Annotated in this window: 19 protein-coding genes and 1 other RNA gene; 7 read left to right on the top strand and 13 right to left on the bottom strand. The window is 40.9% G+C overall.

Annotated features, from left to right (window positions below):
* Window positions 1–41: 41 nt before the first annotated feature.
* Window positions 42–539: a thiol peroxidase gene (gene tpx, locus OFN91_RS04310; protein ID WP_270862651.1), complete on the bottom strand. Its 498-nt coding sequence runs from the start codon at window positions 537–539 to the stop codon at window positions 42–44.
* 118 nt (window positions 540–657) lie between these two features.
* On the opposite strand from tpx, the gene OFN91_RS04315 reads away from it, so the two are divergent.
* Entirely contained in the window at window positions 658–1,704 is a 1,047-nt protein-coding gene (locus OFN91_RS04315; protein WP_270873399.1) for a TM2 domain-containing protein, read from the top strand.
* A 9-nt stretch (window positions 1,705–1,713) separates the two neighbouring features.
* Complete coding sequence (locus tag OFN91_RS04320) at window positions 1,714–2,211, top strand: DUF805 domain-containing protein (RefSeq protein ID WP_270873400.1); 498 nt, start codon at window positions 1,714–1,716, stop codon at window positions 2,209–2,211.
* Between the two features lie 547 nt (window positions 2,212–2,758).
* On the opposite strand, the gene OFN91_RS04325 is transcribed toward OFN91_RS04320, so the two are convergent.
* The gene (locus OFN91_RS04325) at window positions 2,759–5,275 is read right to left on the bottom strand and encodes a molybdopterin guanine dinucleotide-containing S/N-oxide reductase (RefSeq protein ID WP_270873401.1); all 2,517 of its coding nucleotides are present in this window, start codon (window positions 5,273–5,275) and stop codon (window positions 2,759–2,761) included.
* 10 nt (window positions 5,276–5,285) lie between these two features.
* Entirely contained in the window at window positions 5,286–5,870 is a 585-nt protein-coding gene (locus OFN91_RS04330; RefSeq protein ID WP_270864651.1) for a cytochrome C, read from the bottom strand.
* 133 nt (window positions 5,871–6,003) lie between these two features.
* Between OFN91_RS04330 and OFN91_RS04335 the strand changes: the two genes are divergently transcribed.
* Entirely contained in the window at window positions 6,004–6,597 is a 594-nt protein-coding gene (locus OFN91_RS04335; RefSeq protein ID WP_270858633.1) for a Crp/Fnr family transcriptional regulator, read from the top strand.
* On the opposite strand, the gene dsbI is transcribed toward OFN91_RS04335, so the two are convergent.
* Together dsbI and OFN91_RS04345 are read right to left on the bottom strand one after the other, a co-directional pair.
* Window positions 6,594–7,226, bottom strand: a complete 633-nt coding sequence (gene dsbI, locus OFN91_RS04340; RefSeq protein WP_270873402.1) for a protein-disulfide oxidoreductase DsbI — start codon at window positions 7,224–7,226, stop codon at window positions 6,594–6,596. The two genes, OFN91_RS04335 and dsbI, sit on opposite strands and share 4 nt — an antisense overlap.
* Complete coding sequence (locus tag OFN91_RS04345) at window positions 7,219–7,914, bottom strand: thiol:disulfide interchange protein (RefSeq protein WP_270873403.1); 696 nt, start codon at window positions 7,912–7,914, stop codon at window positions 7,219–7,221. Before OFN91_RS04345 ends, dsbI begins: the two co-directional genes overlap by 8 nt.
* 92 nt (window positions 7,915–8,006) lie before the next feature.
* Between OFN91_RS04345 and OFN91_RS04350 the strand changes: the two genes are divergently transcribed.
* The 3 genes from OFN91_RS04350 to nikR all read left to right on the top strand — a co-directional run bounded on the left by OFN91_RS04350 (window position 8,007) and on the right by nikR (window position 10,696).
* Window positions 8,007–8,822, top strand: a complete 816-nt coding sequence (locus OFN91_RS04350; protein ID WP_270862643.1) for a M48 family metallopeptidase — start codon at window positions 8,007–8,009, stop codon at window positions 8,820–8,822.
* 172 nt (window positions 8,823–8,994) lie between these two features.
* Complete coding sequence (locus OFN91_RS04355; RefSeq protein WP_270864646.1) at window positions 8,995–10,266, top strand: hemolysin family protein; 1,272 nt, start codon at window positions 8,995–8,997, stop codon at window positions 10,264–10,266.
* 10 nt (window positions 10,267–10,276) lie between these two features.
* Entirely contained in the window at window positions 10,277–10,696 is a 420-nt protein-coding gene (nikR, locus tag OFN91_RS04360; protein WP_270873404.1) for a nickel-responsive transcriptional regulator NikR, read from the top strand.
* A gap of 154 nt (window positions 10,697–10,850) precedes the next feature.
* On the opposite strand, the gene OFN91_RS04365 is transcribed toward nikR, so the two are convergent.
* From OFN91_RS04365 to OFN91_RS04390, 6 genes are all read right to left on the bottom strand, one after another.
* On the bottom strand, window positions 10,851–11,447 hold the full coding sequence (locus OFN91_RS04365) for a hypothetical protein (protein ID WP_270873405.1): 597 nt from the start codon (window positions 11,445–11,447) through the stop codon (window positions 10,851–10,853).
* Window positions 11,448–11,503: 56 nt separating this feature from the next.
* On the bottom strand, window positions 11,504–12,091 hold the full coding sequence (locus OFN91_RS04370; protein WP_270873406.1) for an HAD-IB family hydrolase: 588 nt from the start codon (window positions 12,089–12,091) through the stop codon (window positions 11,504–11,506).
* Window positions 12,092–12,152: 61 nt separating this feature from the next.
* Window positions 12,153–13,256 (bottom strand): DNA-methyltransferase, encoded by a 1,104-nt coding sequence (locus tag OFN91_RS04375; protein ID WP_270873407.1) that lies wholly within the window; start codon window positions 13,254–13,256, stop codon window positions 12,153–12,155.
* Complete coding sequence (locus tag OFN91_RS04380) at window positions 13,253–14,065, bottom strand: HpyAIV family type II restriction enzyme (RefSeq protein WP_270873408.1); 813 nt, start codon at window positions 14,063–14,065, stop codon at window positions 13,253–13,255. Before OFN91_RS04380 ends, OFN91_RS04375 begins: the two co-directional genes overlap by 4 nt.
* A 118-nt stretch (window positions 14,066–14,183) precedes the next feature.
* Window positions 14,184–15,992 (bottom strand): translational GTPase TypA, encoded by a 1,809-nt coding sequence (gene typA / locus OFN91_RS04385; RefSeq protein WP_270858640.1) that lies wholly within the window; start codon window positions 15,990–15,992, stop codon window positions 14,184–14,186.
* A gap of 60 nt (window positions 15,993–16,052) precedes the next feature.
* Window positions 16,053–16,472: a hypothetical protein gene (locus OFN91_RS04390; RefSeq protein ID WP_270871308.1), complete on the bottom strand. Its 420-nt coding sequence runs from the start codon at window positions 16,470–16,472 to the stop codon at window positions 16,053–16,055.
* 47 nt (window positions 16,473–16,519) lie between these two features.
* Here OFN91_RS04390 and ffs point away from each other — a divergent pair.
* Window positions 16,520–16,617: signal recognition particle sRNA small type (ffs, locus tag OFN91_RS04395), an RNA gene on the top strand.
* A gap of 3 nt (window positions 16,618–16,620) precedes the next feature.
* On the opposite strand, the gene OFN91_RS04400 is transcribed toward ffs, so the two are convergent.
* Together OFN91_RS04400 and queF are read right to left on the bottom strand one after the other, a co-directional pair.
* Window positions 16,621–17,856, bottom strand: a complete 1,236-nt coding sequence (locus OFN91_RS04400; protein ID WP_270868635.1) for an HD domain-containing protein — start codon at window positions 17,854–17,856, stop codon at window positions 16,621–16,623.
* Entirely contained in the window at window positions 17,853–18,233 is a 381-nt protein-coding gene (queF, locus tag OFN91_RS04405) for a preQ(1) synthase (protein ID WP_270858643.1), read from the bottom strand. The genes OFN91_RS04400 and queF overlap by 4 nt, the downstream gene beginning before the upstream one ends.

Genomic DNA, 18,233 nt, shown 5'->3' on the forward strand with positions numbered 1-18,233 from the left:
TGCGGAATTTCACTGTATTTTTAAGGGGAAAGCTAAAAAATTTATGCGTTTTTTGCAGCCTCTAAAACTGCTTCGTAGTTCGGCTCTTCGGTGATTTCAGCCATGATGTCTTTGTATGCGATTACGCCGCCACTGATGACGAAAACCGCTCTTGCATTTAGCCCTGCTAGCGCGCTATCTTCGATTAAAATTCCATAGCTTTTGGCGAATTTTTTCGCTCTAAAATCGCTTGCTGTGCGCAAGTTTTCGATACCCTCTGTCGTGCAAAATCTGCCCATCGCAAACGGCAAATCCATTGAAACTACGATTACTTCGGTGTTTGGTAGGCTTGCTGCTTTTTCGTTGAATTTGCGAGCCTCGCTAGCGCAAACTGGCGTATCTAACGACGGAACGGCTACGATGATTTGCTTTTTCTCGCTTTTGCCAATTACGATATCTTCTAAATCTTTCCCAGCGACTACGACTTCTGGCGCAGCCTCGCCGACTTTTACTTCATTTCCGCCCAAATTTACGGGGTTTCCTAAAAATTTTACTTGCATTTTTTCTCCTTGTAAAAAATAAAACACATTTTATCTCATAAAATTTAACAGATTATTTTTTGGCGCAAAATTTTAAAATTTGGCTATAATTTCGCCCAAATTTAAAAAAAGGAAATCCATGCAAACCCTCCCGCAAAACGCGCCTAAATTTCACCTCAACACCGCCTACACGCTATATTTGACGCTAGGGGTTTTTAGCGCGCACAGATTTTATCTGAAAAAAAATGTAAGCGCGATTTTCCAGCTTCTTGGCGGATTTGGGTTTATCATCTTTGTCTGCTTTTTGGTGGCGTATGCTTTGATATCAAACGATAGCGCGCTCGAAATTTTGCGCTCCATAAGGCCAAGCCTCGAATTTGACGACCAAGATACACTTAGGGCTAGGGAAAATTTAATAAAACCGATTATGGTCTTTGCACTGCCAAATTTAGCCTATTTGGCGTGGATTATCTATGATTTTTTCAATTTAGAAAAAATGGTAGATAGCGCAAATCTTAGCGCAGGGTGCGAGATCGAAAATTTAAGCGAAAATCCCAGCGAAAATCCCAGCCAAAGCCTAAATTTAGAGGAAAAAAGCGCGAATTTAGCCTCGGCTAGACAGCTAGCTTACATTGGGTGCGGACTTTTGATTTTAATGGCAGTTTTAAACATTTTTGGCACCAAGATTAATGGCGCCGAACTCGCCTCGACAGCGGGGCAAATCTGCCTAGCAATGAGCGCGTATTTCATCGCTAGCACAATTTGTTCAAAGACGCTTTTGCGAAATTTAACCCTTTTTGTCGTATTCGACGGCCTTGCGCTAATCCCGTTTTTAATGATGATGTTTGGGGATAAAAGCCTGGTTGTATTTGTTTTCGGCGCAGTATTTACGGGGTTTGGCGCATGCTTTGCTCTGCTGATTTACAAAGAGCTTTTCCAGACAAGCGGATGCGAAATTTTCGTCAAGGCGTTTTTTGTATATGCGCTCTCGTGCGTAATTGGGCTAGTTTTAGTCTATTTTAATCCGATTTTAGCGATAATCGCGGTGCAAATTTGCTCGATTATAAATTCGCTTTTTATCATTGCTTGTGCCAAAGATAGCCGAAATTTCGAAATTTCGAAAAACAACTATTATTTTACGAATTTGAAATTTCACATTAGCGAATTTAACAAAATCAAATCATAAGGAGAAAAAATGATGAGTTTTGGCGAGGCGATTAGCGTTTGCCTCAAACAAAAATACGCCACATTTTCTGGCAGGGCTAGCAGAAGCGAATATTGGTGGTTTTACCTTTTTAGCGTTTTAGTAAATGTCGCAACCTCCGTAATCGACGCCGTGCTTGGCACAAATATCGTTTTGGGGTTTGACAAAAACGGCACCCCACAAGTCATCGGTATCGTAGCCAGCGTGGTTGCTTTGGGCTTGCTTGTGCCTTCGTTTGCGGTATTTTGGAGAAGACTACATGACAGAGATATCAGCGGGTGGTATTTTGGCGCAATTTTTCTTTTGTGCGTGCTTGCGATAATGTTTGTTGATGGAATTAGAATTTTAGCTATGCTGTTTTTATTTGTTGCTGTGGGGCTTATAATTTTTATTTTTATCTCTACGATTTTAAAGGGCACCGACGGAGCTAACAAATACGGCGACGATCCGCTAAATCCGCGCGCCGGCGGGAATATTTTCGTTCCGTGAATTTCCTAAATTCACGGAAACACTGCACCGAAAATTTAACTTACTTCGCAAAGAAATGCAAAGCATTTCCATAAAAATAAAACCAGCTAAATTTTAAAAAGCAACGCTTTTTAAAATTTAGCCACCTTAAAAGCGTCGTCGGGGGAAATTCGCACGATGCAAAAGGCGCGAACAGCGCTTTTGCGTGCGAATTAAATGCAGGGGAAGGGGCGCGACCTCGCAAAATGAGCGTAGCGACGGCGACAGCCGTCATTTCTTGCGAGCGAAGCGAAGCAGAGTAATTCAAGCCCCCTTCCCCCTTACGAAAAAAACACAGCGCAGGTTAAATTCACAAAATCGTTCAATGCTAAATTTAGGTTGAATTTTGAATTTAAATTTCCCTGGATTGCTTCGAATTTGCTACGCAAATTCTCGCAATGACAGCAAATTTAGCGCAAGGAATTTTAAACTCGTAGATTACTTCACTTTCTACAAAAGCTCGCAATGACAAATCAAACATAGATTTAAAAAGTAAAAATTTAGCCAGATTTCTCTGGCTAAATTTGGGTTATTTCGCACCTTTTGGCGGCATAAACGCAGTTAGCGTAATGTCTTCGCCCTCTTTTGGTTTGTAAGGTTCGATATTTACAAGGCAAGTGTGAGAGATATTTCCGTTGGCTAGTTTGCTTGTCGGAATATCGATAGTAAGCACATTTGCCGAGCCGTTTTTGCAAAGTCCGTTTTCGTTTGGATCATACCAAGCACCTTCGCATAGTTTTACGACATTTCTTGGTGTGTCATCATTTACAACCGCACCTGCTAGGATTTGCCCCCTAGCGTTGAAAACTCTTACCAAATCGCCGCCCTTTATACCTAGCTCTTTTGCGTCTTCTTCGTTGATAAAAATCGGCTCTCTTCCCGCCACTGCATAGCTATCTCTTAGCTTAGTTTGGTTTTGTTGTGAGTGCAAACGATCATTTGGGTGTGGGCTTATCATGTGGAATCTGGCTGGTTTATCCTTCATACCTAGCCACTCGATTGGCTCAAACCATGTAGGGTGAGCTTTGCAGTCATCATAGCCCATTTTTTCGATAGTTTCAGAGTAAATTTCGATTAGTCCGCTTGGTGTGCCAAGTGCATTTAAAATCGGATCTTCTCTAAAATCTGCAAAAGTTACATAGCTTTCGCTCTCCATTGTTGGGCTAAATTCTGTCGGTTCGTTTTTGTTCCACCACTCTTCGAAACTTGGCATTTTTATTCCCAAAGCTTCGTTTGCATTTACTTGATTTGCCGCTGTTTCATAGAACTCTTTTATCCAGTCCATTTCGGTTTTGCCGCCTTCTGTGTAGGCTTCTGCAAGGCCGTCTGCATAAGCTTTACACAAATCAACGAAAACTTGATAATCATCTTTTGCGCCAAATTGTTTTTCTACGACCTGTTTTTGTGGGACGATATGCATATTTGTGTAATCCCCTGTCATAGAAATGTCATTTCTCTCATACGAGCTAGTTACCGGGAAAACTATATCGGCCATTTTTGCTGTCGGCGTCCAGTAAATTTCATTTACGACGATAGTTCGCGGTTTTCGCCAAGCTTTGACATTTTTATTTGTATCTTGTTGTTGTGTGAGCGGATTTCCGCCGACCCAATAGATAAAATCCATATCAGGATATGTGATTTTATTTCCGTTATCATCAAGTGTAGCACCCGGATTTAGCAAAGCGTCTGCGTTCCTTGCGACAGGATATGACATCAAAGCAGTATTAGATAGCCAAGACTGCGCTGCATTTTCTTTTGCGCCATCAGCATTAGCAGGACCCATATATTTGCCGTCTTTGATAATACCTACGCTTCCTGCGTTGATTGTTTTAATCACGCCACCAACGCAACTTGGCGTTCCGCCGTTTGCATAGTGGTAGCTAAAACCAAATCCGCCACCAGGAAGCCCTATTTGACCAAGCATACTAGCAAGAGTTACTATCATCCAATGGACTTGTTCGCCGTGGTGCGCTCTTTGCATACCCCAACCAGCCATAATCATAGTGCGATTATCAAAGAATTTTTCAGCTAACTCTTTTATAACTTTTGCTTCGATACCGCAAATTTTCTCTGCCCATTCAGGTGTTTTTTCTACGCCGTCTTCTTTGCCTAGTAGATACTGCTCGAATTTATCAAAGCCAACGGTGTAAGTGCTTAAAAATTCTTTATCATATTTGCCTGATTTTAGTAGGTGATTTGCCATAGCTAACATCATCGCGACATCGGTATTTGGAGTAGGTCTGATATGAGTAGCTTTGCCTTCAAAAAATTTAGTTGTGATTGTTTTTAGCGGATCGATGATGATGATTTCTTTACCGCTATCACGCAATTTTTCAAAATATTTAAACGAGCCTTCATCAGAAACCGTAAATGACAAACGCAAAGTGCCGATTGGATTCATACCCCAAAGCACGACGACTTTTGAATTTTCTAAAACCACAGGCCAAACGGTTTGTTGCTCATAAACTTGGCTAGATCCCACGACATGTGGCAAAATCACTTGCGCAGCTCCCGTTGAAAAGTCTCCCGTAACGCCCACAAAACCGCCTGTCATATTCATAAATCTATGAAGAAGCGTCCTTGCCATACCAAGTGCGCCTGAGCTTTGCCAAGCGTAGCTTCCTGCACAAATGCTATTCATACCCTTTTGTTCGCGTGTTTTTTTTAGCTCTTTTGCGACAAGTTTGATAGCCTCTTCATAAGGCACTTCTACCCACTCGTCCTTACCACGAAGCTCAGGTTTTGGGCTATCTGGGTTTTCAAGATAGCTTTTGCGAACCATTGGGGCTTTGATTCTTGCTTTATAAACCAAATCGTCCATGGCTGTTTGCAAAGGATTTGGCACATTTGAAGTTTTTTTCCAAGCTTGTGATTTTACGATTTTGCCGTCTTTTACGGTAGCTTTTAAAATTCCCCAGTGCGCTCCCGTGATGACTTCGCCGTTTTTTACCAAAGCGGTATTTGCCTCTGCTCCAAGGGCAAAATTTGGAATTGCGCTAGCAGCACCCAGAGCGACGCTGCCTTTTAAGAAACTTCGTCTTTTCATCTTTTCTCCTTTAATCGACATTAATGTCTTTTGAATGTTTTTGTAAATACTGAGTGATAACCCAAATTTCATCTTGGGTTAATGGCGTGCGTGATTGCATTGATTTAATCAGCGCAGGCCATCTATTTGCGACCTGAGTTTCGCCTCTGTGAAGCGGGTGGCAGGTGCCGCAGTTTTCTTCGTGGTTTTTCTTCGCTGTGCTAAAAATCGCTTTCAAATCCGTTTCTAGCGCGTCTGGCGAAGTATAAGCTGTGATTTTTACCTTGTTGTATTCGCCTAAATTCTCCAAAACCTCAGCGTCGAATTTCGCCTGTTTTGAAAAGGCAACCGAGATAATTCTCGCCTTAGGGGTAAAATAAATGATATTTTGCGCCTTTGCGCTTTGGTAACCTTCAAGGCTAAATTTGACCTTTTTATCATCTGCTTCGATGATTTTGATCTCATTTGTCGGCATTAATCTTCCGACACTTTCGCTTAAATCCGCGCTTAGGCTGATATTTTTAACAGCTACGCTATACGCGCTATCGCCCACGCTAAGGGCGTTTGCGGCGCAGGTTAAAAGACCTAAGCAAAGAGCTAAATTTAGAATTTTCAAATTTTCTCCTTTATAAAATTTTGATAAATTTTATAAAAAACAAAAATAAAAATTTGTCATTTTTATGACAAATTTAGTTTTTATTATCGATACTTAACCTTTTTGTGAGATAATAAAAATAAAAAGGCATTTTATGGGGACTAGGACGACAGGGGTTTTTGAGGGCGAGGAGTTATCGTTTTTCGGCAAAGAGGATTTGGATAAATTCAGACGCATTTCCTATCAAAAAGGCTCGATGATTTACGCTCAAAAAAAGCTTTTTATGATAATCCTAAAAGGCGAGGGCAAGCTAAATACCTACCACGAAAGCGGCAGGGAGTATGTGCTAAGCTACTTTGGGGCGGGTTCTTTCGTGCTAGTCGATACCTTTTCGTCATTTGAAATCACAAAAGACGCTGAAATTTTAGAGGCAAATTTATCCACCGTGATTGATTTGTTTGAGTTCAACCAAGACTTTGCGATTTATCTTTTTAACTCGTTTTTGAAAAATATGACAATGCAAAAAAATGTGATAAAAGAGCTAGTTTTCGATAGCGTCGAAACCCGCACCTATAAATTTTTGCTCCAAATCTCACAAGAGGGCGTCGCGCATGTAAATGGCGGTGTCAGCGAAATCGCAAGCTTCGTCGGAGCCCCACGCCAAAATGTCTCCGTGGCTGTAAATAAGCTAATCAAAAATAAAAAAATCCAAAAATTAGATCATCAAAATTTTAAAATTTTGCCCTAAATTTTCTTTGAAAACATAGCGTAAATTTGCGCACTCATCATCACAAATAAAACCGCTAAAATCACGCCAAAGGCTAAAATCATGCACTCAGCCATTGTGCCAAATTTCGCGCCTGGGATTAAGTACCAACCATTAGAATACAAATCCACAAAAAAGCTTTGAATAGAATCTAGGCTCGTTCCTAGCGGGACTATGGGAGCGTCTAAGCCACAATCGCCAGTTGGCTTAAAAAAGCTAGCAAACCACTCATCAAGGGGCAAATTTAGCGGGAAATTTGGCTTAAACGAGCAACCATGCACGCCAAAAGGTAGTTTTTCCAAAATCGCGCTATGCACCTTGTATAGGTGGATTGAGCGGGCAATTCCATACAATGCGCCCACAAAGCAAACGCCATAAGCGCAAAATTTAAGTAGCAAATTTCCCCCGCAAATCGTGCCTAAAATCGCTCCGAAAAATATCACAAAAAACGCCAGTCTGATATACACACACTGCTCGCAAGGCGCCATAAATAGGTATTCTTGGAAAAAATAGTGCGCGATAATGATTAAAAGCGCGCAGACAAAAATCAGATAAATCCAAGGCTTCGCGCTGTTTTGCCACGCGCAAATTTTAAACAGCACTCTACTCATTTTTGCTCGCCAAATAATCAATTAATTTCGCAAATTCGGCAGTGGAGGCGATTTTTTCGGTTTTTATGAGGTATTTACCACCCACCACGAAGGCTGGCACGCCCTGAATAAGTGCGACATCATAGCCCTCGTCCCAAAGCCCAAGCAGCTCCAAAACTTCGCTATTTTGCAATTCGCTCTCGTAAATTTCGCGCGTGATCCCGCCTGCTTCAAAGCCTGTTTGCAAAAATTTCATCTCGTCCATATCGGCACTCGGGCGCTCTTTTTTGTCGTGATAACTCTCAAAATATGCAAATAAAATTTTCTTAAATTTCGAATTTGGCGAGTTTGGGGCGATATTTTCTCTTTTATCCAAAACTCTGGCCACAGCCAAAATTTTACTCACACTCACGCCAAATTCGCCCATAGCGTGCATGTGAAACGGCTCGTAAGTAGCACGAATTTCGCCTAAAATTTCAGGCAGGACATTTTGATAATATTTATAGCAAAACGGACAAGCATAGCTAGAAATCGTCACGAAACTGCCCTTATCCACACTTAGTGGTTTATCCAAAACCAAATAATGCTCGCCTGCGATAAATTCGCCATTTCCGCCGTCCCCGTGAGTGTTAGTCCCACCCATCATATACACACCAACGCCCAAACCAACGAGCAGAGCGAGGATAAAAACTAGTAGATTTTTTTTCATAAATTTTCCTTTTTTACTCAATTATAATGAAATTTTAAAAATTTTGGCTAAAATTTGGCGAATTTAAATTTTCAAATTTCAAAGGAGAAAAGATGAAAAAACTTTCCTTAATTTTGGCGATTTTCGCCACGATTTTTTTGGGCGGTTGTGCTAGCACGACCCAAGGCGGGGCAGTAGGGGTAAATCGCACCCAGCTACTCACAGTCAGCGAAGCTGAGCTTGACAAGGCTGCGGCAAGCTCATACACGCAAGTAATCAGCCAAGCAAAAAGCCAAAAAAAGCTAAACACCAACGCCAAACAAACCCAAAGAGTAAAAACAGTCTCAAATAGATTGATTAACCAAGTGGGCGTTTTCAGACCAGATGCGCGCAACTGGAACTGGCAGGTAAATGTCATCGAAGATCCGACCGTAAATGCGTGGTGCATGCCAGGGGGTCGCATTGCTGTTTATACAGGCATTATCAATAAGCTTAGCCTAACTGATGGCGAGTTAGCAGCTGTCGTAGGACACGAGATCGCTCACGCACTGCGCGAACACTCACGAGAGCGAGCCAGCACAGAGTCTGTAAAAAACCTAGGCATTTCAATCGGCGCGCAGGCCGCTGGGCTAGGGGATTTGGGCGCGACTGGATTAGCGATTTTGGGTCAGTATGGATTTAGTCTGCCGTTTTCTCGCTCGCACGAAACAGAGGCCGATATCATGGGCTTAGAGCTTATGGCGCGCGCTGGATACAATCCAAACGAAGCCCCAAATGTATGGCGCAAAATGGCGAAACTAGAAAGTGGCAGCAAAACGCCTGAGTTTTTCTCAACTCACCCAGGCGATGAAACCCGTATCAAAAACCTAGAAAAAACAATCCCGGTCGTCATGCCACTATACGAACAAGCTAAAAAAGGTAAAAAATAGCTTCGTAAGCTTCATCGGTGCGAAATTTGTGAAATTTCGCACCAGCTAAATTTCAAAATTCCGCACTTTTAAAATTTAAAAAAATTTGTGAAAATTAGTTTAATTTTGCTATAATCTGCATTTTATTTTAAATTCAAAGGATTAAATTTTGGACACGGATCGTTCGGTCTTTATGTTACTTCTCGCTTTTGTTTTAATTTTTTTAAATGCTTTTTTTGTTTTATCTGAATTTGCCCTTGTTAAAGTTCGACGCTCAAAACTCGAAGAATTCGTCAAAGACAAGGTCGCAAACGCCTCACTCGCTCTAAAAATGACAAATTCAATCGATACCTACCTAAGCGCCTGCCAAATCGGCATTACGCTGGCTTCCCTCGCCCTTGGTTGGATAGGCGAGCCAGCCGTAGCTAGCCTAATCCGCAAGCCACTTGCTAGCCTAAATTTAGGCGAGGCTAGCGTGCATACCGTAGCTGTGATCATCGCGTTTAGTATCATTACGACACTGCATATCGTCCTAGGCGAGCAGGCCCCAAAACTTATCGCAATCGCAAAATCCGAAAAAATCGTGCTTTGGATAGCTAGACCGCTTTATTGTTTTTGGGTTTTGTGTCTGCCTGCGATTAAGGCGTTTGATTTCGTCGCATCAAGCGTGGTTAGGCTCTTTGGAATCCGCGCGGTCAAGGATAGCGAGGTCGCCCACTCCGAAGAAGAGATCAAAATCATCGCTAGCGAAAGCCTAAAAGGCGGTGTGCTAGATAGCGTGGAGACCGAAATCATCAAAAACGCCGTGGATTTTGGCGATACTGTGGCAAAGGAGATTATGACTCCGCGCAAGGATATGGTCTGCCTAGATAAAAACGAAAGCTACGAAGATAATTATCGCGTAGTTTTGGAGTCGAAATTTACCCGCTTCCCATACATCGACGGAGGCAAAGACACGGTGTTAGGACTGATTCATATCCGCGATATCATGCAACAAAACGGCGAGAAAAATTTCGATAAAATCGTGCGCAAACTCATCATCGTGCCAGAAAACTCCCCGATAACCAAAATTTTATCAATGATGAATAAAGAGCGCATTTTCGCCGCCCTTGTCATCGACGAATACGGCGGAACGGCTGGGTTTTTGACCATGGAGGACATAATCGAGGAAATTTTTGGCGAGATCGAGGACGAATACGACGATATAGAGCAAAATTTCACCCGCATTGACGATAATACTTACGAATTTAAAGGTCGCTTCGAGATCGAAAATGTCGAGGAGATAATGGAAATCGCCTTTGACGATGAGACCGAGCAGCTCACGATTGGCGGATATGTCTTTAATCTCTTTGGTCGTTTGCCAGAAAATGGCGATGAGATAAGCGACGAAAACTGCGATTACACCGTGCTTGCGATGGACGGCACCTCGATAGCCTCACTTAGGGTCAAGAAAAAAGAAAATTAAAAGGGCGAAAATGGACAATGTAATCAGATTTAGCGTTTCACTGCCAGAGGAGCTCTTTGACGAGCTAAACTCGCGCGTGCAGAGTAGGGGCTATCCTAGCAGGAGCGAGTATATCAGGGACCTAATCCGCGAAAAAATCGTCAGCGATAAATGGAGCGAGGAAAACAGCGACAGCGAGGGGCTTGGCGTGATTTGTATAGCGTATTCGCACCACCAAAGCGACCTGCTCGAAAACCTAATCGAACTCGAACACCACGCTAAAATCGATGTTGTCTGCACGAACCATATCCATGTCGATCACGATAACTGCTTAGAGACCATAAATGTGCGTGGCAAAATGGGCGAAATCGAAAAATTTAGCGCCAAAATCGGCGGACTTAAAGGTGTGAAATTTTCGCAACTTGTCAAAATTGCAATTACGAAAGCATGAAATTTGGAATTTTAAATTTGAAATTTGGCGCGGAATTTTTAAATTTTGCTTTTTAGTGTCATTGCGAGAATTTTGCTTTGCAAAATTCAAAGCAATCGCCAAATTCAAAATTCCCGCGCCAGTATCTAGGTTTGCGAAGCGAAATTTTTCTAAGTTACTCCACAGCGTTTAAGAAAATATAGTAAAAATTACTAGATTTTTTCGTGACATCAAATGTCCAAATATCGCTTTTTTCGCTATTTTCTTTGCGCGAAAACGCACTATTTTGCCCGAAATTTTTCTCAAATTCGCTAGCAAGCCCTTTGCAAATTTCGTCATTTTTGTCTATTGCGATTTCTACTTCGTGGGAGCCAATGGTAGCGTATTTGGCGCAGTTTTTACCAGCTACGGCGATAGGGTTTGGGATATTTGTCATTTGCTCAGCTTGGTTTTCAAATTTTCCCATAGCAGTGTGGTATGCGTAAAAATCATCAAGCAAGACCGAAATCCTTCTTAAACCATTTAAAATTTCTACTCTTTCGCGCGGAAGCTTTGCCATTATTTTTTCGTTCGCCTCGCTTACGGCGTTGCTAGCATTATTGCACTCGACCGCGTCTATATAAGCCACAGAGCCCGTTTTCGCGCACTCTTGCACCCTTGCCTTAGCGATTTGCAAGTTTGCCGCGAAGTATTCATAGCTTCTTGGCTGTTCATCCGCATACCCACACACAAAACCCATAGCCACAAGGCTTGGTATTAAAATTTTTTTCATTTTTTCTCCTTTATTAGATTTTCGACGCAGTATCCCAAATTTGCACTAGCAAAATTTCACTCAAACGCCCTAAAATGCGCTTCATCGGCGAATTCTAGCATCTCTTTATCGCCCCTGCTATCGCCATAAGCGATGATTTTTTCAAATTCGCTCAAATCATAAGCTTCTTTTATGCGCGCCACCTTTTGCGCCCCGTAGCAATTAAGCCCGTCGATTTCGCCGGTGATTACGCCACCTTTTTTCTCAATTTTTGTGCCAAGAAGTTCTAGCCCATTTTCTTTGCACCAAGGGGCTAGCCAATCCTCCAAGGAGGCCGTTACGATGACGACCTTATCGCCATTTGCGATGTATTCTTTGATTTTTGACATGGCTTCAAATTTGATAATATCTTCAATGTGCGTGGTGGAGTATTTTTTGCAAATTTTGGCGAATTTATCCACGCTCATACCGCCGAAAAAATGCACCATAAGGCGCCTTCTAGTGAAATTATTCGAACACAGCCCAAGCTTGTAGCCCAGCAAAATAGGGCTAAGCCTAAAAATCCCGCGTAAAAATTTCTTAAATCCCACGACATAGGCGATAAATTCGAGCAACGAATCGTCTCTGGTAATCGTCCCGTCGAAGTCAAAACAAACTAATTTCATAAAAATCCTTTTGCAAGATTACAAAATTCTAAAATAAATTTTGGATTTTCAAAACCACTCACTATAAAGAATTTATATTTCTAAAATTTTCCCTAATTTCTTTAATTCCGACCAAATTTTCATTTCGCTTCACAAACCAATAATCAAAGCCGTTTAGTCTATTTGCTTTTGCATTTTTGATTTTTGCGGCTAAGCTGTGCATATCGTAAATTTCGCCGTTAAATTCGAGTTTTCCGTTGCTTTGTAAAATAGCAAATTTATCGCTATTTTTTAGGTAAAATTTTTCATTTTTTATAAAAAATTTAGCCTTTATCATCTCGTCCATACTGACTTTTTTAGGTTTTTCATCAAATTTTGCCTTTGCAATATCGCTATTTTCAAATTCAACTTTTTCAAGCCGTTTTTTACCAAATTCGATATATTTTTCATTTTGCTCTATCATAATGAAATTTCGCCCAAGTTTTTTTGCCATTGCAGCCGTTGTCATCGTCCCGCCAAATGGGTCAAGCACCAAATCGCCAAGCTTTGAGCTAATTGCAATTATGCGATATAACAAATTTTCAGGTTTTTGCGTGGTATGAAGTTTTTCGCCGTTTTCATCTTTCAATCTTTCATTTCCTGCACAAACAGGCATTTTCCAAACGCTTCCAAGCTGTTTTCTATCGCCCCTAGCAAATAAATTTGGCTCTATATTTTCGTTATTTAGCTCTTTTGCGGTTTTATAGTTAAATGTAAATTTGCTTTTTTTTGATTTACACGCCCAAATGAGCGTTTCGTGTGAGTTATTTAAGCGTGTCCCCATAAAATTTGGCGTTGGATTTGTTTTATGCCAAATAACATCGTTTATCAACCAAAATCCAAGCTCTTGCATAATCCCGCCGATAGTATAAATGCACTGCATACCGCCGATAACCCAAATCGAGCCGTCTTTTTTAAGCACTCTTTTGCACTCTTTTAGCCACGATTTTGTAAATTCGGCGTAATCATAGTTTGAATCAAATTTATCCCACTCATCATCACAGCCGTCAAATTCGCTTCCGTTTGGACGATTTAAAACCCCGTCCGTTCGCATAAAATACGGCGGGTCTGCAAAAATCAAATCAACGCTATTATCAGCCATTTTTGCTAAATTTTCTATGCAATCGCCTTTTATAATTTCGTTCATAAAATCGCCTTTAAATTTGCACCTGTCGGAAAAAGCTCTTTTCTAAGTTCTACAAATTTTGGATTATCTGACAAAAGCTTTTTGATAAGTTTCGGATTTTCTCGTTTTAATTTTATTAGGGCGTTTTTGATTTCCGTGCTTGTATCAAAATCGGGCACACTTAAAATATCTTTACAACGCTCGGATTTATTTTGTCTTAAATGAGAAATTAGTTCGCCCCAAATATCTATGCGATTAAATAAATTTATAAAAATTTCATCGCCGTAAAATATGTGAAGCTTAACCAAATCATCGGTATTATTTGCGATTTGTTCTAAATAATATTTGCGATTTTTTCTAAGCCAACTATCGCTAAACCACATTGAAGCGATAATTTTATGGTTTGGATATTTTTCTTTTATGGTGCGAATTTTTTTGATAAAATTTGCATATTGACCCCGTTTTTTAGTGCTATCGTGGTCATCTCTGATTTTTTGTTCGATTAAGTAAATAAAATTTGATTTATCTTTGAAAATTTGGTCGCTATTAAGTCTATCGCCTTTTTCATCAAAACCGATATTTTTATCCAAATTTTCATAGCCCATTTCAGCAATATATTCAGTCAAAATATCTTCTATAAAATCGCCAAATTTAATCTCGTGGCTTTGAGTTAAATTTTGGATTAGTTTTGTTTTTGCATTTGTTACGCGAAAAAGCCCAATATAGCGTTCAGGGCTATTTATAACAGTTGTTAAAATTTCTAAATTCAAGTCATCATTATTAAGAAAAATTCTACTATTTAACTTTTCTTTAAAATGTTTGTATTGCATATTTTGCCTTTTATTTTTTAAATCCACAAATTCTAGCGAAATTTAGTTAAAAATAATTGATTTCTTAGGATAAAAAAGAAGTTTTGCTACTAAGCAAAACTTCTGAAATTTAGTAATTTTACGAATTAGTTTTCGACATGCGTCTGCGCGTGGTCGGGTCTAGGTAGCGTTTGCGCACGCGGATATTTATCGGAGTAACCTCGACTAGCTCGTCTTCTTCGATCCACTCTAATGCACGCTCCAAATTTAGGCTTCTTGGCGGAACTAGTTTGATCGCGTCATCACTACCGCTAGCGCGGACATTTGTTAGGTTTTTGCCTTTGATTGGATTGACATCTAGGTCGTTTGGACGGCTGTGTTCGCCGATAATCATACCGACATAAACCTTGGCTTGTGGAGCGATAAATAGCACGCCACGATCTTGGAGATTCCATAGGCTATATCCCAGCGCGACGCCATTTTCCATGCTAGTTAGCGCGCCGTTTTGGCGTTTTTCAACTGCCCCTGAAAACGGCCTAAACTCTAAAAAGCTGTGATTCATAACGCCCTCGCCACGAGTATCGGTCAAAAACTGGCTTCTAAATCCGATTAAGCCACGAGCAGGGATTTCAAACTCGATTCTAGTTTGGCCATCGCCTGTGGGGTTCATCACCTTCATTTCGGCTTTTTTGCGACCGAGTTTTTCGATAACTGTGCCTGTGCAATCATCAGGAGCGTCGATTACTAGGTGCTCGAACGGCTCGCATTTTACGCCGTCGATTTCTTTGATGATAACCTCTGGGCGACCTAAACAAAACTCAAATCCCTCACGGCGCATGTTTTCAGCCAAAATCGTGATTTGAAGCTCACCACGACCGCTAACCTTAAATTTACCCTCGCCGACATTTTCATATCGCATAGCGATATTTGTTTTCATCTCCGCCGCTAAGCGTTCATCGATTTTGTTTGAAGTTACAAATTTGCCCTCGGTTCCAGCCAGTGGGCCGTCATTTACGCTAAAAATTACGCTTAGAGTTGGCTCTTCGATATGAAGCGCATCTAGTGGCATAGGGTTTGCGGGATCTACCACGCTATCGCCTACATCAAGCGCGTCAAATCCAGCGATAGCGACGATGTCGCCAGTGCCGGCGTTGTCGATATCAATACGCTCCAAGCCGTTAAATCCGATAAGCTTCGAAATTCTACCAGTTACCTTTGTGCCATCAGCTTTGGCAAGCATTACGCTTTGATTTTTTGAAATTCTACCATTGAAAATTCTAGCAATTCCGATTTTACCGACATAGTTGTCGTAATCAAGGGTGAAGACTTGAAGTTGCAAAGAGTTTTCATCGCTACCGCTTGGGCTTGGCACATGAGATAAAATCGTCTCAAAAAGTGGCTTCATATCGACATTTTCATCGCTTAGATTGTGTTTAGCATAGCCGTTTTTTGCCGCAGCATACACGACTGGGAATTCGAGCTGTTCGTCGTTGGCATCAAGTGCGACAAAAAGGTCAAAAATCTCATTTACCACACGATCTGGATCTGCGGCTGGTTTGTCGATTTTATTTACCACGACAATTGGGCGAAGTCCCAAAGATAGGGCTTTTTTAACGACAAATTTGGTTTGTGGCATTACGCCTTCTTGTGCATCGACGAGCAATAAAACACCATCGACCATTTTTAGCACGCGCTCGACCTCGCCACCGAAATCCGCGTGGCCTGGGGTGTCGATGATATTGATCTTCGTATCGCCGTAGCGAATAGCTGTGTTTTTCGATAAAATCGTGATTCCACGCTCTTTTTCGATATCGTTGCTGTCCATTACGCGCTCGCCGACCTCTTGGTGCTCGCTAAATGTGCCTGATTGTTTCAAAAGTTCATCTACGATAGTGGTTTTTCCGTGATCGACATGGGCGATAACTGCGATATTTCTAATATTTTCCAAATTTTACTCCAAAATTTTATGTTTAAAAACTGATGATTATACACTAAAAATTCTTAAATTCTAAGAATACTCTTTGACCTCATTTACCAAAAACTCATACACTCTTTGCTGGATTAAAGCGTCGTTTTCATCATCGCTAATGAGGCGTCTAAGGTGCGAGAAATCGATCTTTTTGACATAGCGAGGCGCATTTTTTATCTCTTTGTCGATTTCTACTAAAAGTGAGTCTAAATTTAGACTTTTGTAGGTGTGGGCCTTTTGGATATATTCGCTCACAATCGATACCAAAACCCCCACTCTGCGCGAATCGTCGCTGTAAATTTCGCTTGCGATTTCGCGCAGATTTTCGTAATCCTCATCGGTTTGCTTTTTTTTAGCAAGCAACATTGCAGCGAAAATTTTCGCTCTAAATTCGATAGAGCGGTGGTGAGAAATCGAAATTTCACGAAAAACCGAAAAAATATAATCTTTTAAATTCATTTATAACCTTATTTTAAGAAACTTTTAAATATAATCCAGTTCGCCCTTTCTTAGACCTGTGCAACGGTTTTTAAAAACACCGCTTCAGGGTGGGAACACAGCAGAGCACTTTTACCTATCGTGTGCCGCAGTCATCTGGGAAGGGGTTTTAAAACTCAACCCTATCCAATCCAAAATTTTCGATGAAATCATCACAAACGCTGTGAAAATCGACGCCTTCTATACTTTTATTTCTCTTAAAATTTTCGAGCATTGAGTTATATCCGCTGACTAATTCTTTGCTTTTGACGCCATAGCTTATCGAAATTCCAGCCTCGAAAAACGCGGCTAGTTTATCGCAAAATTTAAGCGCCCTGCCATCAATTGCGCGAAATTTATCCTCGTTATACGCACCAAGCGAGCCGTCTGCGAAATTTGGCTTACCGCCAAGCTCGTAAATTCTGTTTTCAAACTCATCTTTTATAAATTTCTCGCCGTCGTTTCTAATACCCAAAATATAGCTAAACTCATCTCTGATATGCTCCGGCACAAAGGGCAAAATTTTATCATCTATTAGACGCATTTCGTATTCGCTGATGATGTCGCTAAGCCCAGCCACGCCGTATTTTACGGGGCTGATGATATCGCGGGTAAGGCTTTCAGGTAGATCGTGAAAAAGCGCGCAATAAAAATTATAAAAAATTCTATTCTTGCACGCGCCTACTTTTAGCGAGTAAAAATAGCTTAAAATCGCCACGATTAGCATGTGGCCTAGCACGCTAGTCTCAGGTATGCGTGGGGTTTGCGCCCAGCGCTTTTGAAACCTTAACCTGCCGCTAAGATCTACAATTCGGGCTAGTTTTTTATTCATTACGATTTTTCGCACGCCAATTAGCTCGTAATAATCCTCTAATTCCTCTTCGACCTTAAATTTAAGCTCTTCGATATCGTTTAAAAACTGGCTAGTTTGATAAACGATATTAAATTCCCACCTCGTAGCCAGATAACTTGCCGCCTTTAAAATGAGCTTTTCTTTTTCGTGCGAGTAGCCGTTTTGATAGGCTATAAATCGTTTTAAAAATTCGCCATCTTGCACGCTAGAAAGGTCGTTTTCAAGCTGTGAGAGAACCCATTTGTTAATTTGATCTTTTTTACTTTTTTGAATTTGGTGAAAGACATCTGGGCGGATATCAGTTACTACGATGCGTGAGAGAAAATCAAAAATCCCAGCCTCGATGACATAGCTCATATCTATATCGCGCTCAAAACTAGCGATAAAATAGGCAATGATAAATTTGTGCGCTTGTTTGTCAAGCTCGACTAAATTTACCATTTTTGGGTAGTCGTTCCAGCGCGAAATACTCGCACTTTTAAAGATTTTTTCTACTAAATTTGAACTTATCATTTGTAAATTTTATCCGAATTTATTTCAATCACGGTATGCACATTTCCGCGCGGGTTAAAGTCAGCCACGATTTTTAGGTATTTTGGTTGCAATTTTTCTTGCAAGGTAGCGTAAATTTCGTTCGCGCTGTCCTCGTGGGAGATGTAGCGATCCATAAATGAGTTAATGTAGAGTTTGATTGCTTTGAGCTCTACGACAAATTTATTCGGTATGTATTCTAAATATATCGTCGCAAAGTCAGGGTATCCTGAGCGCGGACAGCGGCAACAAAACTCTGGAAGCGTGATTTTGATCAAATAATCATTTTCGTGTTTATTTGGCCAAATTTCCATTTTTTCTATGTCAAATTCTTTTATCTCTTTTTCGCCATAACGCAT

Source organism: Campylobacter sp. JMF_08 NE1 (assembly GCF_027737875.1).
Taxonomy (GTDB): domain Bacteria; phylum Campylobacterota; class Campylobacteria; order Campylobacterales; family Campylobacteraceae; genus Campylobacter_B.